Raw genomic sequence first — 15,395 nt, 5'->3', positions numbered from 1 at the left:
CATCTCAACCATCTCCCCGACTCGTGCGGGAAGGCTCAATCAGGAAAACCGACCGGCTCCGTGCCTCTGCCGGTGAGTGGCCCCAGTGACCCTTCAGACCAGGAGGAATCATGGCAACCCGGACGGCGTTCTTCTTCCGTGGCGGCACGTACGTCCGGTACGACGTGAATCCGAGCACCGGTAACGACACCGTCGACACAGGCAGCTATCCGCGTGACATCGGTGCGGGGTGGGACGCCATGCCCGTCTCCTTCCGCAACAACATCGACGCCGCCGTGACGTGGCCCGATGCCTTCGTCTACTTCTTCAAGGGCAGCACGTACGTGCGCTGGGATGCCACCGACGACACGGTGGACGCAAGCAACTACCCGCGCGATATCGCGGAGGGCTGGACGGCGTTCCCCGCGTCGTTCCGCACAGGAATCGATGCCGCCATCAACTGGGGAGACGGATACGCGTACTTCTTCAAGGGACCGAAGTACATCAAGTACAACATCGGCAACGACACAGTCGACGCAAGCGTCTACCCCCGCGACACCGCCGAGGGCTGGACGGCGTTCCCCGCGTCGTTCCGCACAGGAATCGATGCCGCCATCAACTGGGGAGACGGATACGCGTACTTCTTCAAGGGACCGAAGTACATCAAGTACAACATCGGCAACGACACAGTCGACGCAAGCGTCTACCCCCGCGACACCGCCGAGGGCTGGACACAGCTCGCCGGGGTCGGGTTCACCGACCGCTTGCAGGAGGCGATCGAGTGGCCCCGGGCCGAGGTCACTTCCTTCACCGCCCCGGCAAGCTTCACTGCCTGCGCGACCACCACCGCACCGGCCGTCACCGCCGTACGCACCTTCGAAATGCGGGCAGCCATGCGTCAGGCCCATCCATCCCTGTGCGCCTGCGGAGAGTATCGCCAGTACGTGCGAGGTGACTTCTTCGTCGACGGCGAGCGCATCAACTTCATTCTGCAGGACGGCGTGAACGTCCCGCCCGTGGTTCTGCGGCCGCGGCCGGAATCCGGCGCGGCGGACGACAACTTCCGAGAGGACGGCAGACCGGCCTCACAGAACCTCCTGACGCACGTGGACCTGCACTACGGACACCGCCCGCGCCCTACGGCGACGGTGGACCTCAACGACCTCTACCAGCCGTTCCCCCGGCGTACGGGTTGCACGTATACCGGTCGAGATACGCCCAGCATGAAGTCGCCGCAAGGCGCGTTCATTCGCATGGACATAGATTTCCGCGGCCGGGTGATCGATACGTGCAACGGGGGTGCGGTCCTTCAGCAGAACGAGTGGACAGTGACCTGCGAGGTGCCCTGATGAGTGGAATTCCGGACTACCCGCCTCAACAGGCGGGAGACTACTGGGTCCTGCCAACCGTCGACACGGCCGCGGACGGACTCGTAAAACTGCACGTCAGTGTCACGGTGTCCGCCGAGGACAACCTTCAGGATTCGGATCTGCAGGCTGAAGTGACCGCAGGAGAGCGGACGTTGGTGAGGGAAAGCGGTCCCACTCCCGGTCCGCTGACGACCCTGGAGCTGCTGAGCATCAACGCGGTCGGGTTCTTCACCTTCGCCAACCCCGGCAATCCACCGCCGTCCGCGGTAGTGGTGACGGTACGCGGCTCACAGGCATCGTTCGACGTCAGCGGCGGCCAGGCGTGAGGGGCGCTTTCTCATCCGTACGGACAATCCCCGGCCGGCCGGGGACAACGGGCCCGGGTCGCTGTTGATCACAGCATGACTCCTGAGGCGCACGAGGGATTCGGACGGGTCGGCATGGTGATCACCACATCCGACGCCCGCACGACTTCGCTGGTCAGGCCCTTCGATGTGTCTCGGCGGGCATGTCGATGCCGACCTCCGGCATCTCGCACGGCGGCGGGGTTCACGGCGTTGACCGGTGCGGACCCGGCAGAGCGGACCTCGCCCCGGAGCTGCGCGAGGTGGGTGAGGAACGCGGCGGCCGTCTGCGAGCGGCCGGCGTTGTGGACGCACACGAACGGCACGGACGGCTTCGGGCTCTCGGACACGGGCGGCACTTTCCGCCCCGGCAGCCGGTCCGGCCGCCGGGGCGGGCTGGGGGAAGAAACGGCGAGCGGCCAGGGCGACGTAGACCAGGCCGATGAGGACTGGCACCTCGATGAAGAGTCGACGACTCCGGCGAGGGCCTGGCCGGGGTGGCACCGACGATGGCGACGGCGACCGCGGTGGCCAGCTCGAAGTTGTTGCCCGCGGCGGTGAACGTCGGCGTCGTCGCACCCGGGTCGAGCTGGTTGCTTCACTTCGAGGGATCACAACTTCCGGAGTTCAGCCGTCTTCAGGCTCTTCGCGCGGCGGCCGTCCAACCGCCATCCCTCACATACCGGACGACCGCCGGCAGTGGCCCGGCGCCGCCCAGGAGGCAGAGAGCCACAAGTGCCCGCACCGGAGGCGACGCCACATCTGTCGGGCCGTCAGCGGCGGAGTTCGGGGGGCAGGGCCGTTCCTGCGTTGTCGGGCGCGACCTGCCTGAAGTGTCCCTCAGCGATGCTGTTGCGGGCGATCTCGTCGAGCCTGGCGGGGACTTCGACCAAGGCGTGGGTGAACAGGGCGGCCAGGCTGTCCGCCACCGGGGACAGCAACTCCACGTTCTCCTGGGGCTGATCGTGTCGCTGGGTTCCCCGACGGTCATCGTTGTCCCAGTACCAGATCGATCCGGCGTCCGGCCCCTTGGTCGCCATGACCAGGGCGCCGCCCTGGACCCACGCGATGGTGAGCAGATCGCCGGTGAAGCGGTCCACGAAGCGCATCGCGACATCGAGCAGGTCGTAGGGGTTGTCCTCGACATAGAGGTTGAAGAACTGCTGGTCGAGTACGAACCCGTGGTCCATGTGCACGGCCGGGCGGGCCGGCCGCCGCCACTCCCGGTCATCAACGCCCGGTACTGCTGGGGAAGTCGGAAGCGCAGGTACTTGTGCTCCAGGTGGGCCAGATCGCCGTCGGTCAGTGGCCGGCCGGGTTCGAGGGTGATGAGGATGCGCGGCTGCTCGACCGGGCTCCTCAGACCGCGTCGAACCGGCCCTTTTTGTCGATCAGCATGCGCTCACCGTGTCGCGCGGCGTTTTCTCGCCGCACCCGCGACACCACTGGTCCGGCTCAACGACCGGACACGCCAGCGCTGCACGATCCGGGTCGAGCCGCTGCCCGGTGGCTTCGAGGCCGAGTGCATCGAGCCGGGCGAACCCGGTCAGGTCGGGACGGTCGTAGGTAGCGTCATCGCGTCGCGGTCTTCCCGACGGGGTTCTCTGCACGCCCTACCCGGCCTCCGGGTCTCGGCCACGCGCGCGGAGTGAGTGGGCTCCGGGGACGCCATGGCACCCGGACGACGGCATGAACGGTTGGGGGCCGGATGAACTGGGCTTGTGTGGCCCCAATCGTTCATGCCGTCGTCTGTGCGTCGATGCATCCGCGATGTTCCACCAGGACTCGGGGCGGTGGGCGCACGCAGACTCCACCGACCTCCTGCACTGGCAACCTCGATCCGAACCTGCGGCCGGCACGGCGGGCACGGCGGGCACGGCGGGCAGACGACCGTACTCGCCGAGACGCCCCTGCCGATCCGTTCGGGAGCGATCATGACCCTGCGGATCCTGGCCCGGGGTGGGCGCATCGAGGCGTTCATCGACGGCCGGCAGGTCCTCGACGCGACCGATACCCGCTATGCGCGAGGCAGGATCGGGCTCAATGTGTTCGGAGGCCGTGCCGCGGCCTACCAGGACACCTACGTCACCGCACTCTGGGAGACCTCACCCTCATGCTCAACAGAATCGACCTGCTGGTCATCGGTGAATGCGTCGCCGACATCGTCCGGCTGCCGGGTGCGGCCGACCAGGTCCACCCGGGAGGCAGCCCGGCCAACGTCGCATACGGCCTGGCCAGGCTCGGGCACGGCGTGACCCTGCTCACCCAGCTCGGCCCGGACGCCGACGGGCGGCAGATCCGCGACCATCTGGCCGGTGCCGGGGTCGAGGTGCGCACCGACGGTGCCACGGCCCCGACCCCGTCCGCCGCCGTCACCCTGGACGGCGCCGGGCAGGCCGCGTACACCTTCGAGATCACCTGGACGCTCGGCCCGGTGTCCTTGGAGCAGCCGCCCCGGCACGTCCACACCGGGTCGATCGCCGCCGTGATGGAACCGGGGGCGACCGCGGTCGTCGCTGCCGTCGACGCGCTCCGGACGGCCGCGACCGTCAGCTACGACCCCAATGTGCGCCCGGAACTGATGGGGGACCATGCGGCCGCCGTCCGCAAGGTCGAGCGCTGTGTCGCGCTCAGCGATGTGGTCAAGGCGAGTGACGAGGACCTGGAATGGCTCTACCCGGGTCAGGAGCCGGGGCAGGTCGCCGAGCGGTGGCTCGCCACCGGCCCGGCCGTCGTCCTGGTCACCCGGGGCGGCGACGGGGCCTTGGCGGTGCTGCCCGACGGCCGGGTCGCGGTCGAAGCGCCGCCCGTGGACGTCGCCGACACGGTGGGGGCGGGGGATGCCTTCATGTCGGGCACCCTGCACGCGCTCGCCGCGCGCGGACTGCTCGGCGCGGACGGCCGGGAACGGCTCCGTTCACTGGACCGGGCCACCGTCACCGATGTCCTGCGCCACGCGGCAGCGTCGGCGGCCGTGACCGTGTCCAGGGCCGGAGCCAACCCGCCCGACGCGGCGGAACTGGCCAATGCGCTCGGCCGGATCGGCGGGCCCCGGCGGGGCTGAGGATGCGTCTCGGCCCACGTGTCGCACCGGCGCTCCGCTCTTCTACCCCCAGCACCACTTGGGGTTCCGGCGGGCAGCGGCGATGAGTGGCCGGGTGGGTTTGGGCCGGGGCTGGAGCCGGTTGCGCACGGGAGGCCGTCCGGGGGCGGGGGCGCTGGTCGCGGTGAGGGTGCGGATGTGGTCGGTGAAGCCGGGGGCGGGCAGCGGCAGTTCGAAGTCGTCGATGTGGCCGACGGCCGCGGGAACGTAGTCGAGCACGGCACCGACCATGGCGGGGACCGGGGCCGGATCGGTCTTGAGCGCGCCGAGGATCCGCAGCGCCGTGGGCAGCAGGTTCGCGTCGGTGGTCGTCACGGCGTTGAGGGCGTCGCTGACGATGCCCGGCACGTCGTCGGCTGTGACGTCGGGCGCGGCGTCGGTGAAGTCGTCGGTGGAGGGGGGAGCGCTCTGGATCTGCTCGGTCTGCTCGTACCACCAGCGGGCTTCACCGTGCTCACCGAGCGCGAGGTGGTGGAGGTAGAGGCAGTAGGAGGCCGCGGGGTCACCGGCGCCGGCCGCGTACTGCCACCAGAAGCGGGCGTTCTCCTCGGATTCGGCGAGCTGGAGGATGCAGCCCAGGACCCGTGCGCCCGGGGGTTCGGGGAGTTGCGGGGTGAGGAAGGTGTCCAGGGTGCTGAGGGCGGTGTTGCGGGTGACGACGGTTTCGCAGAGGGTCTGCAGGTTCTGGGCCGCTTCGTGCTCCGTCGGTTCCTCCGGCGCGGGGACAGATGGTGGCGGTGGGGCGAAGGACGGGTTGGTGGTGCGGAGCCGGGCGAGGAGCCGGGTCTCGGCGGCGTTGATGTCGTCCTGGGTGTAAGGGGTGGTGACGAGGCGTGCGCGGGAGAGGAACTCCGTGATGTGGCGTGTCATCGTCGTCCTTCCATGGCGCGGTCGGGTCCCAGGATGTCCCGCAGCCGGCGCGTCGCGTGGCGGACCGTGGAGCGGACGGTAGCGCTGGTGATACCGAGGACGTCGGCGACTTCGGGTGCGTTCAGTCCATGGAGGTAGGTCATCACCATGACGTCGAGCTGACGCACGGTGAGCTGACGCATGGCCCTCATGAGGGCGAGGGACTCGGTGATCTGTCCGTACGGATCCACGGCGTCGCGCAGGGCGAAGGTGTTGAAGGCCTCGTCGTCGAGCAGCGGGGGCCGGCGCCTGCGCGCGCGGCTGTGATCGTTGACCTTGTTGCGCATGACGGTCCAGGCGTAGCCGGAGGGGTTCTCGACGAGCAGGACTTTGTCCCAGGTGCGCAGGAGCTGCTCGAAGGCGCTGTCGATCGCCTCTTCGGCGTCATGGCGGTTGTGGAGGAACGTCTCGGCGTAGTGGATGTAGCGCGGCCGGTTCATCTGGTGGAAGGCGGTGAAGGAGAGGTCGGGGAGCTGTTGGGTCATCGGATCGGTGCCCTGACGGGTGCGGTTTCGGTACTCGCTCACCGGCCTTCCTTCCCTTCGTGGGGACGGCGGCTCATCTCGCTCACCCCGACCCGGACTCCGGCGGCCGCGAGGTGGCGCAGCAGGGTGAGGGTGTCCTTGCCGAAGACGCGGAGCGTGACCGCCAGGATCATCAGGTCACCTACGAGGTGGATCGTCACAGGCGAGAGCCTCTGTTCGTGCGAAGAGCCGGGCGCTTCTTCGAGCCCGGGAAGTGCGCGGGTCGTGCGCCCTTCACTCTCAACAACACCTGGGAACGAACAAGTGTGCAGGGGCAATTCAGGGAAAGTTACGGAGCGACAAGGCCACTCACGCACAGACGTTCCCTCCTGCTCATCCAGCGCCGTTAGCCACCTCACGCCACGCACACGCCAGCACCACCACCAGCACACACGCCTCACGGCTGGCGCTTTGCATAAATTTGCGCGAATCCAGCAAACGTCAACCGTGACTCAGGTCACATCCTTCGAACGCCCAGCCGGGCGAACGTTGCCTGAATTCGCCTCCAGGGCATGCGCCGGAACCCGGTGGGGCCCTGAACCCCGTCAGAGCGGAGTCGTACACCACGGGTCACCCACCGCACAACTCCCGTACGTGAAACCCCGGATGCCCTGTGGGGCACAACCATCTCCGTGGGGACGCCGTCATACCGAGTGGATGTGAACAGGCGACCGAAGGAAGACCTCATGCTCTGGATACGACGCCCTGACACCCACAATGCGCGACGGACCGGCAGACGGCATGGCGCCCGTGCGGCAGCGCCGCTGGCCGCAGCGCTCCTGGTCGCGGGCGGTCTGACCGTTGTATCGCTCACCCCCGGGGTAGCTCACGCGGCCGGGGGCCGCGCGGCGCCGGCGGAGGATTTCAACGGCGACGGCTACGCGGACCTCGTCACGGCAGCCCCTGGCGCGACTGTCTCCGGCAAGGCGCAGGCGGGCTATGTGGCGGTGACGTACGGCTCGGCGAACGGCATTGATCCCGCGCACAAGACGCTCGTGAACCGCTCGACGAGCGGAGTGCCCGGGTCGGCCACCGCGAAACAGCGGTTCGGGGACACCTTCAGCAAGGGTGACCTCGACGGCGACGGCTACAGCGACCTCGTGATCGGTTCCGCCCAGGGGGCCACGGGCAGCGTCGTCGTATGGGGTTCGCCCTCGGGGCTCACCGGCGGCACCGCCATCGCCGGTTACGGACGGACCCCGCAGGTGGGCGACTTCGACGGTGACGGGAAGGCCGATCTGGCGCTGTTCGGTGACGCCGAGGTAGAAGGCGACGACCCCGTGCAGCAGTCGGCGAACCTGTGGAAGGGGCCCATCTCGCGCACGGGCAAGCCGACCGCGCGGCTCGACTTCCTGGACCGGTCCCAGTGGTGGGGCTACAACAACGACGACGACGGCTGCGCGACGGACGACTCGTGCGTGGACGGCCCCCACTCACTCAGTGGGCCCGTCACCGCCGAGGCGGTCGGTGACGTCAACGGCGACCACCGCGACGACATCGCCGTCTGGGCCTACGAGGGCGACGGTGTGTGGGGCAACAGCGTCCTGCTCGGTGGCGCCGGCGGCTTCAAGAGGTCCGGCACGATCGGAGGCATCGGCTCCGTGGGCGGCGCCGGGGCCACCGGAATCGGCGACGTGGACGGCGACGGCTACGGCGACGTGGTGATCGGCAGCGGCAAGGGCACCAGCAAGGTCACCGTCGTGTACGGCTCGGCCTCCGGCCCCTCGTCCAGGCGCGTGAAGACCTTCGACCAGTCGTTGCCCGGATTCCCCGGAACGCAGGAGAAGGGTGACCACGTCGGCTCGTGCGTCTCGGTCGCCGACGTGACCGGGGACGGGCGCGCGGAGATCGCCCTCGGCATCGACGGCGAGGACTTCGGCGGTCTGGCCGACGCGGGCTCGTTCGCGCTGCTCCACGGCACCGCTTCCGGGGTCACCGGTGAGGGCAGCCAGGTCATGCACCAGAACACCTCCGGCGTGCCCGGTGTCGCCGAGGCGAACGACAAGTTCGGGGCGGCCTGCGCGCTCCTTGACGTCAACGGCGACGGCCACCGCGACCTCGCGGTCTCCTCGACTGCGGAGAACGCCTCGGCCGGAGCGGTATGGACCCTCGACGGCACCGCCAAGGGCCTGACGACGAAGCACGCGAAGGCCTTCGGCCCCGGCGATGTCGGGGGCCCGGCGACCAAGGCGCTGTTCGGCAGCTTCCTGCGCTGACAGCACCGCATGGATTTCGGCGATCGGCCGGGCGGCCCCTTGTTGCCCGGCCGGTCGTTTGACATGACGTGAGTTGTGCGGCTCCTGGCCCGGGGGGGCAGTGGCCCCCGCCCCATCGGGCGTCGCGGAAGTCACGCACGCGGACGGTGTCCGTCCTCGAACCGGTTCAGGCGTGGGCCAGGGTCCTGTCCTTGGGCGCGAAGGGGAAGCCGAGCAGTGCCTCGACCGGTGCGTACACCTTGGGCATGTACATCGTCGACGAGAGGAGCAGGTTCGCGGCCGGGGCGAACAGGACGCCGAGCTGCTTGCCGACCGCGACGTCGGCGGAGGCGAGCGGCGCGCCGTCCGCGTCGAACGTCGTGATCAGGTCGGGGAACGCGGCCCTGCGCTCGCCGCCCAACTCCAGCGTCATGTACTCGTTGACGAAGTGCAATGTGGTGCCGGCCGCGTCGTCCAGCACGGCGACGCCGACGTCGAGGCCCTCTCGCTGCTCGCAGCGGTACTCACGGACCGTGCCGGTGGCGACGATCTCGCCGCCCAGGTGGCGCGCCGCGCCGACCGGGCCGTCGGCCAGGAACCGATGGCCGAGTTCGATGGCGAAGCCGATGGCGCCGGGCGCGCCGTGCACCGTGGCGTAGCCGACCTCGACCGGGTTCCGGGCAACGCCCACCCAGCCGCCGGCCTCGACCGATGCGCGCCGGACCACGGACGACGTGGCCTCCAGGCCGCCGGAGACGGCGCCGTCGACGTACGTGTACGGCTTGCCACCCGCATATCCCTGCACGGAGCGGTATCCGTCCTTCAGGTGCAGACCCATCGCGCCCATCACGCTGGAGGGGTGGGCGCGACCGTTGCAGGCCAGGTCGATGACGGGCAGGCCCGTCATCGCCGAGTGGAACCAGCCGTTGACGGTGGTCTCGGCGCCGTTCTCGTTCGTGTGAATCGCCGCGAGCGGGCGCGGCAGGTCGCGGCGCAGCAGCTCCAGTGCGCGCAGCAGATGCGTGGGCAGCACCAGCGGGTCGGATGCGGCGGGCGCGCCCACCAGGGCCACGGTGGCGGTCAGGTCCTCGGGCGCGAACTCGTCGGCGCTCCACAGCTCCGGTGCACCCGCCTGGAGGGCGAGTTCGGCGGTGCGCAGCCCACGCTCGACGAATCCGCCGCCGCCCCCACCGAGCACGGCGCCGCCGTACACGGCCGCGCGGATGTCGTCGTGGGTCAACTGTCGCTTCACGTTTCTTCTCCTCTGAAGGGGGCTGGTTGAAAGAGCGGTCCGGTGTGCGGGCTGCCGGCTACTTGCGCAGGGCGTCGAACGCTCCGTGGCCGAAGGAGTAGAGGGCGTCGCCCGCGATGGCACCGCCGGCGAAGACCTCGAGGTCCTCCTGGACGCGGGGGCCGAGCACCCGCGGCGCGAGCAGGCGGCAGACCAGGCCCGCCGCGACCAGCCAGCCCGCCATGGGCGTGGTGATCAGCAGGCCGGTGACCAACAGGATGCCGAGCTGACGGCGCGGCCCGCCCAGGAACTGCACCAGGGCACCGGGAATCGCCCACAGGGCGAGATTGCGCGCGGTCTCCATGAAGGGACCGGTCTTGATGGCGGCCACGTAGGCCGCGTCAATGGGCGGGACCTTCCCGTTGTCGAAGAACATCTGGTAGGAGACGAGCACCACGACGACCGCCACACCGAAGCCGATCATGGCGGCGATCAACTGCTGTCGGCGGCCTTCCAGGTCGAATGCCGGGTCGCCGTCCCCGCCGCGCAGCAGGTGGCCGGTCTTGAGGTCGTAGCCCATGTCGGCGAAGGCCGGGCCGGTGGCGGCGGTGAAGCCGGCCAGGACCACGAGGGCCTCCGGCGGGAAACCGATGATGGCGTCGCGGGGAGGCTGCGGGCCGTTCGACGCGCGTGGTCTCGGCCGACGAAGCGGTGTCGGCGTCGTGGCTCATCGGTGCTCCTGACAGGTCGGTGCGGGGGCGATGCCGTGTCAACCATCGAAAAGTTCTAAAATATGGAACCGAGTACGAATATCTGGACTACGCATGGATCATCGGATCGAGGAGGGCCCGCCGTCAAGGGGTCTCGGAATGTGGACGGCCGGGGACCGTGCCGGGGCCGCATACCATCGGACGCGACACGGCCGGGAGAGGCCGGAGAGGGAGGAAGACGGTGAGCACACTCGCCAACGCCCGGGACGTCCTGCGTCTCATGGCCCACTTGCAGCGCGATGTCACCGTCACCGATGTGGCGGGCGAACTCGGGCTTCCCAAGAGTTCGGTGTCGCGGACCCTGAGCATGATGGCCGAGTACGGCTTCCTGGAGCGCGACCCGCTCACCCGCGCCTACCGCCCCGGCGAACTGATCATGGAGGCGTCGTACCACTTCCGTGCCTCGCGCGGCACGGTCTCCCTGCTGGAGGAGGAGGCAGCCCGGCTGGTCGCCGACACCGGTTACACGGGGTACGTCGACGTCCTCGACGGCAGCGAATCGCTCGTACTGCACATGCGCGTCAGCGCCATCGGCGCTCTGCACGCCTACACCCCGGCGGGCACCCGGGCACCTGCCTACGCCAGTTCAATGGGCCGGGCCCTGCTGGCGCGTCTGGAGGACGCCGAGGTGATGCGCCTCGTCGACGACCGCCTGAAGCACAGCGCGGGAGCCGCGCCGAAGACGCGCAGGGAGCTGCTGGCGCAGCTGGCGCGGGTCCGGGTCGACGGGTGGGAGTTCTCGCGGGGCGAGTACGTCCCCGGCGTGGCCGGGATCTCGGGCGCCGTCATGGACGGCGACACGGGCCAGATCTTCGGGATCGGCATCGCACTCCCCTCCCAGGAGCTGCGCAACGACATGCCCGAGCGCTTCGGCAGGACGGTGCGGGACGCCGCCCTGCGCGTCGGCAAGCGGATCGGCGATCCGTACTGGCTGCGGTTCGTCGCGACCGACGACTGACGATCCTCCAGGGCCGCTACCGCGGCAGCGGCCCCGCCCCGGCCCCGCCATCGCGCCCGAGGCGAGCACCGGAACGGTGATGCCACCCGCACACATGGTCACGAAGACCAGGGTGAGCACAACGCACCGACCCTTCATACCTGTTCAGGATTCTGGATATGAGTTCCAGAAAATGTGAGCAGGTGCGACGCCCACGGAAGAGAGAACGGGGTCCCCAGGTCAGGGAACCTTTGCAAGGGGCTCAGGAATCGCCACGCCGTCCGCGGAATCGGGCCTTCGCATCAGGTGGCGCCCGGCCATGCCTCAACCTCGAACGTGCTCACTGCTCTGGCGCACCAACAACCCGCGCCTCGCCCACGCCGCACCCGCCTCGACGCCGCACGTCCCGCCCCTCCCGGAGACGAGGCCTGGATACCGAACTAGGAACTGTTTCTCGGATCATGTTCGGAGCCAGATCATGAGGGCCGCGAGGGTGACGGTGCCGAGGTAGATGTAGGCGCGTTTCTCATAGCGGGTGGCGACGGCGCGGAAGCCCTTGAGGCGGTTGATGGCGCGTTCGACGGTGTTGCGCTTCTTGTAGTGCTCGCGGTCGAAGCCGGTGGGCCGACCGCCTCGGGAGCCTCGGTTCTTGCGATGCCTGTGCTGGTCAAGGCGTTCGGGGATGGTGTGCCGAATTCCGCGTCGTCGCAGGTAGCGGCGGTTCTTCCGGGAGGTGTAAGCCTTGTCCGCCAACACACGGTCGGGCCGCGTGCGAGGCACGGAAATCAGCTCCAGCACACGCTCCAACTGCGGACCGTCCCCGTGGTGTCCGGGCGTCAGGACGAGGGCGAGGGGCCGGCATCGCCCTTCGGCTGCGAGGTGGATCTTGGTGGTGAAGCCGCCTCGGGACCGTCCCAGGCATTCGCTGACCTGACCACCTCCTCCAGCCGGACGACCAGTTTCCGCAGCACCGGATCGACCTGGTTCGTCCCCCGTCCGGCCCCCTTTTGAGGAACTGCGGCCGGGGGCGCCTTTCTCGCGCCGGCGGCGTGCTGGTGAGCCCGCACCACGGTGGAGTCCACCGACACGTCCCAGTCGATCCGGCCCGCGGCATCCTCGGCAGCCTGCACCTTCGACAGCAACATCTCCCACGTTCCATCCGCCGACCAGCGGCGATGGCGCTTATAGACCGTCTCCCACGGCCCGAACCGCTCCGGCAGATCCCGCCACTGCACACCCGTCCGCACCCGGTACAGAACCCCGTTGATCACCCTCCGGTGATCACTCCAACGACCGCCACGCGTACCGCCCCGCGGCAGGAACGACTCCAGCCGGTCCCACTCCGCATTCGTCAGATCCCCACGCCCCATACAACCACCCTGGACCCAACACCCGACCCGCGTCAGGAGATCCGAGAAACAGTGCCTGGGCCCACTGTGAGCAGAGTTGGACCGTCGCAGCTGTACCGGTGCGAGCGCGCAGGGCGCGGCGGAGATCCGGCGCCGGCTGCGGAAGGCGGATGATGGAATCGTGCCATGACGACACGGCTGCCCCGCATCCTCAAGGCGCTGGATCAATTCCACGCAGTCCACCCGTGGGACCACAACGCCCATTACCACCGCTGGATCATGCGGCAGATTCCGAGGCGCTTCGACACGGCCCTCGACATCGGATCGGGCAGCGGGGACCTGGCCCGGCTGGTGGGCACACGTGCCAAGTCCGTGCTGTGCCTGGACGCCGACCCCACGATTGTTGCTCGGGCACGGGAACTCACCGCGCCGGCTGTGCCCGTCACGTTCACCGTGGGAGACGCGCTGACCGACATACCGCCCGGCTCCTACGACGTGATCACATGTGTCGCCGCCATCCATCATCTGCCGTTCTCCGAGGCCCTCACCCTGTTTCGCCAGCACCTGGCGCCGGGCGGGACTCTGGTTGTCGTAGGACTCGCCCGCGCGCAGTCATCCGGCGATCGCGTGATCGGCACGGCTGCCGTTCCGCTGAACGTCGCCATGGCCTGGATCAAGAACCGGGGTGGCAGGTCAGCACGGCCGGCATCGATGACCGCTCCCACCCGACCGGCGACGATGAGCTTCGCCGATATCGTTCGTGATGCCCGGCACGTGCTGCCCGGTGTGCGGCTCCGCCGACGAGTCTTCTGGCGATACACATTGGTCTGGCACCAAGACTGACGCCTGCCCCACAGGCAGGTCTCCACGACTCCCATGTTCCGATGGCGGGCTCCCTGGCCAGTCGGTCCGGGCGGGATGCATCGTCCGCTCCCCGCACGCATCCGGTCGCGAGCCGGCCGGGGCCGGGCCGGGACCAGGCCCATAGGAACACGCTCATTCCCGGCCGGTTCCCACGCCGGACGTGAGCCCGTACCGGCGCAGTTCAAGGTTCTGCCTGATTCCCGGTCGAATCCCGTCGGGCTGGTCTGCGAATTCCGGACAGCCTGTGCGACATCCCGCGAGTTCTCCTGAGCCCCGCTGAGTCACCGAAGCCGTGGCCAGCGGCTTCTTCCCCCTTCGAGTGATCCGCCGGAGTGTGACGTAACTTCGGGAATCCTGAAGCGTTCTCAGCTCGTGCGACCGATCTGCGGTCCGGTCGAAGGTGAGGAGGCGCGGGTTGGCGGCGCTGGCGGTGGTGCGGGACCTGCGCGAGTACCGGGAGCCGGTCTCGGCGGAGGAACTGGAGCGGTTCGAGACGGACGTGCTGGCTGGCTTCGTGCTGGCCCGGGCGTCGGCGGGGCTGACGGACGGCACGATCCGCGGCGACGTCGGGCACCTGGAGCAGGTGAGGACCTGGTTCGGCCACCCGCTGTGGGACATGGAGCCGACCGACGCGGACGCATACTTCGGACGGGTGCTGCGGGGCTCGCCCAGCGGCACCCGTCTGGCCCGTTCCCAGGCGCTGAGCACGTACTTCCTGTTCCTGGAGCTGCGGCACAAGGTCGAGATCCACCGGATGACCGGCCGGGTCGTCGAGTGCCCGATCGACGAGATGAACCGACCGCGCGGCTCCAAGGACGCCCAGCTGCGGATCCCACCGACCGCGCCGGAGATCAGTCGGCTGTTCACCGGCTGGGGCGGCGAGATGGCGACCTGCCGCAAGTTCGCCCCAACCGCCAGGAACTACACCGCCGCGAAGCTGATGTCCCAGGTCGGACTTCGGGTGAGCGAAGCGTGCGGACTCGACTTGGACGACATCAAGTGGCACCTGGGCCGCTTCGGCAAGCTCCACGTCCGCCACGGCAAGGGCGCCCGCGGATCGGGCCCGCGCGAGCGGATGGTGCCGCTGATCAACGGCGCGGACCGAACGCTGCGGTGGTTCATCGAGGACGTCTGGGGCCAGTTCGACGACGATCACACCCGCCCCGGCACCCCGCTGTTCCCCTCCGAGCGCAAAAACACCGACGGGTCCTCGCGCCGGGTCGGTGATGACGCCCTGCGGAACGGCCTGGCCGCGGCTGTCGAGGCTCATCTTCCTTGTTGGGCCGAGAAGTTGACGCCGCATGTCCTGCGGCACTTCTGTGCGTCCGAGCTCTACTCGGGCGGTCTCGACCTGGTTGCAATTCAGGAGATTTTGGGACATTCCTGGATCGCCACGACGATGCGGTACGTCCACGTCCAGCAGACCCGGGTGGAAGACGCCTGGCTCGCCGGGCAGCAACGGGCCGCGAGGCGGCTGGAAGGACTGATGGGATGAAGTGGAACCTGCGGCTGACCGCCGCGAACAAGGGCGTCTGGAAGGCGTCCGAACTGCAGCGGAGCCTGGCCGAGCACGGGCTGGTCATCTCGGCCGGGAAGATGTCCGGCTTGTGGTCCGGCCAGCCGGTATCCCTCAAGCTGGAGGACCTGGACGTGATCTGCGTCGTGCTCGGCTGCGAGATCGGCGACCTGCTGATCCCCGAACCGGCGAAGGTCGTCCGTCCGGGCCAAGAGACAGCGCGGGTCGCCGTCGGTGCGATGGCAGCCCCACCAACGGTGGTCCCCAAGCGCCGGGACGGCCGGTCGCTTCCACCGGAGTGACC

15 protein-coding genes and 3 pseudogenes are annotated in these 15,395 nt (G+C 69.1%); 8 read left to right on the top strand and 10 right to left on the bottom strand.

Translation table 11 applies throughout. The features are described 5' to 3' along the window. The first annotated feature begins 110 nt into the window (after positions 1 to 110). Positions 111 to 1,328: a hemopexin repeat-containing protein gene (locus OG322_RS37115; protein WP_329307523.1), complete on the top strand. Its 1,218-nt coding sequence runs from the start codon at positions 111 to 113 to the stop codon at positions 1,326 to 1,328. Continuing rightward, on the top strand, positions 1,301 to 1,675 hold the full coding sequence (locus OG322_RS37110; protein WP_124286412.1) for a hypothetical protein: 375 nt from the start codon (positions 1,301 to 1,303) through the stop codon (positions 1,673 to 1,675). The genes OG322_RS37115 and OG322_RS37110 overlap by 28 nt, the downstream gene beginning before the upstream one ends. 68 nt (positions 1,676 to 1,743) lie before the next feature. Here the strand turns inward: OG322_RS37110 and OG322_RS37105 are convergent, their stop codons facing one another. The 4 genes and pseudogenes from OG322_RS37105 to OG322_RS37090 form a co-directional block, all read right to left on the bottom strand. Continuing rightward, a complete protein-coding gene (locus tag OG322_RS37105) occupies positions 1,744 to 2,043 on the bottom strand; it encodes an arsenate-mycothiol transferase ArsC (protein WP_443066579.1) in 300 nt (99 codons plus the stop codon). Position 2,044: 1 nt separating this feature from the next. Continuing rightward, a pseudogene (locus OG322_RS37100) lies at positions 2,045 to 2,276 on the bottom strand (ACR3 family arsenite efflux transporter); the annotation flags it as partial. Positions 2,277 to 2,466: 190 nt separating this feature from the next. Continuing rightward, a complete protein-coding gene (locus OG322_RS37095) occupies positions 2,467 to 2,883 on the bottom strand; it encodes a hypothetical protein (protein WP_329307522.1) in 417 nt (138 codons plus the stop codon). A gap of 213 nt (positions 2,884 to 3,096) precedes the next feature. Further along, a pseudogene (locus tag OG322_RS37090) lies at positions 3,097 to 3,303 on the bottom strand (hypothetical protein); the annotation flags it as partial. A gap of 503 nt (positions 3,304 to 3,806) precedes the next feature. Here OG322_RS37090 and OG322_RS37085 point away from each other — a divergent pair. Continuing rightward, positions 3,807 to 4,757, top strand: coding sequence for a carbohydrate kinase family protein (locus OG322_RS37085; RefSeq protein ID WP_329307521.1), 951 nt, complete (start codon positions 3,807 to 3,809; stop codon positions 4,755 to 4,757). 42 nt (positions 4,758 to 4,799) lie between these two features. Here the strand turns inward: OG322_RS37085 and OG322_RS37080 are convergent, their stop codons facing one another. From OG322_RS37080 to OG322_RS37070, 3 genes are read right to left on the bottom strand one after another with little or no spacing between them, the layout of a single operon-like run. Beyond that, positions 4,800 to 5,666 (bottom strand): hypothetical protein, encoded by an 867-nt coding sequence (locus tag OG322_RS37080; protein WP_124286410.1) that lies wholly within the window; start codon positions 5,664 to 5,666, stop codon positions 4,800 to 4,802. Further along, positions 5,663 to 6,232 (bottom strand): sigma-70 family RNA polymerase sigma factor, encoded by a 570-nt coding sequence (locus OG322_RS37075; protein ID WP_241200483.1) that lies wholly within the window; start codon positions 6,230 to 6,232, stop codon positions 5,663 to 5,665. The genes OG322_RS37080 and OG322_RS37075 overlap by 4 nt, the downstream gene beginning before the upstream one ends. Beyond that, on the bottom strand, positions 6,229 to 6,390 hold the full coding sequence (locus OG322_RS37070; protein WP_164494572.1) for a hypothetical protein: 162 nt from the start codon (positions 6,388 to 6,390) through the stop codon (positions 6,229 to 6,231). The genes OG322_RS37075 and OG322_RS37070 overlap by 4 nt, the downstream gene beginning before the upstream one ends. Positions 6,391 to 6,915: 525 nt before the next feature. On the opposite strand from OG322_RS37070, the gene OG322_RS37065 reads away from it, so the two are divergent. Beyond that, complete coding sequence (locus OG322_RS37065; protein ID WP_329307520.1) at positions 6,916 to 8,445, top strand: FG-GAP-like repeat-containing protein; 1,530 nt, start codon at positions 6,916 to 6,918, stop codon at positions 8,443 to 8,445. A gap of 166 nt (positions 8,446 to 8,611) precedes the next feature. On the opposite strand, the gene OG322_RS37060 is transcribed toward OG322_RS37065, so the two are convergent. Together OG322_RS37060 and OG322_RS37055 are read right to left on the bottom strand one after the other, a co-directional pair. Further along, entirely contained in the window at positions 8,612 to 9,676 is a 1,065-nt protein-coding gene (locus OG322_RS37060) for an S-methyl thiohydantoin desulfurase domain-containing protein (protein WP_123466753.1), read from the bottom strand. Positions 9,677 to 9,734: 58 nt separating this feature from the next. Next, a complete protein-coding gene (locus OG322_RS37055; protein ID WP_260147474.1) occupies positions 9,735 to 10,307 on the bottom strand; it encodes an OPT/YSL family transporter in 573 nt (190 codons plus the stop codon). Between the two features lie 299 nt (positions 10,308 to 10,606). Between OG322_RS37055 and OG322_RS37050 the strand changes: the two genes are divergently transcribed. Continuing rightward, positions 10,607 to 11,383, top strand: coding sequence for an IclR family transcriptional regulator (locus OG322_RS37050; protein WP_329307519.1), 777 nt, complete (start codon positions 10,607 to 10,609; stop codon positions 11,381 to 11,383). Between the two features lie 438 nt (positions 11,384 to 11,821). On the opposite strand, the pseudogene OG322_RS37045 reads toward OG322_RS37050, so the two are convergent. Further along, positions 11,822 to 12,732 (bottom strand): annotated as a pseudogene (locus tag OG322_RS37045) (IS5 family transposase). A gap of 165 nt (positions 12,733 to 12,897) precedes the next feature. Here OG322_RS37045 and OG322_RS37040 point away from each other — a divergent pair. The 3 genes from OG322_RS37040 to OG322_RS37030 all read left to right on the top strand — a co-directional run bounded on the left by OG322_RS37040 (position 12,898) and on the right by OG322_RS37030 (position 15,393). Next, positions 12,898 to 13,554, top strand: a complete 657-nt coding sequence (locus tag OG322_RS37040) for a class I SAM-dependent methyltransferase (RefSeq protein WP_124286408.1) — start codon at positions 12,898 to 12,900, stop codon at positions 13,552 to 13,554. A gap of 436 nt (positions 13,555 to 13,990) precedes the next feature. Beyond that, positions 13,991 to 15,070 (top strand): tyrosine-type recombinase/integrase, encoded by a 1,080-nt coding sequence (locus tag OG322_RS37035; RefSeq protein ID WP_329307518.1) that lies wholly within the window; start codon positions 13,991 to 13,993, stop codon positions 15,068 to 15,070. Next, positions 15,067 to 15,393 (top strand): helix-turn-helix domain-containing protein, encoded by a 327-nt coding sequence (locus OG322_RS37030; protein WP_123466771.1) that lies wholly within the window; start codon positions 15,067 to 15,069, stop codon positions 15,391 to 15,393. Before OG322_RS37035 ends, OG322_RS37030 begins: the two co-directional genes overlap by 4 nt. Positions 15,394 to 15,395: the final 2 nt, after the last annotated feature.

This window comes from Streptomyces sp. NBC_01260 (assembly GCF_036226405.1).
Classification (GTDB): Bacteria; Actinomycetota; Actinomycetes; order Streptomycetales; family Streptomycetaceae; genus Streptomyces; species Streptomyces laculatispora.
This window is presented reverse-complemented; position numbering and strand designations above follow the sequence as displayed.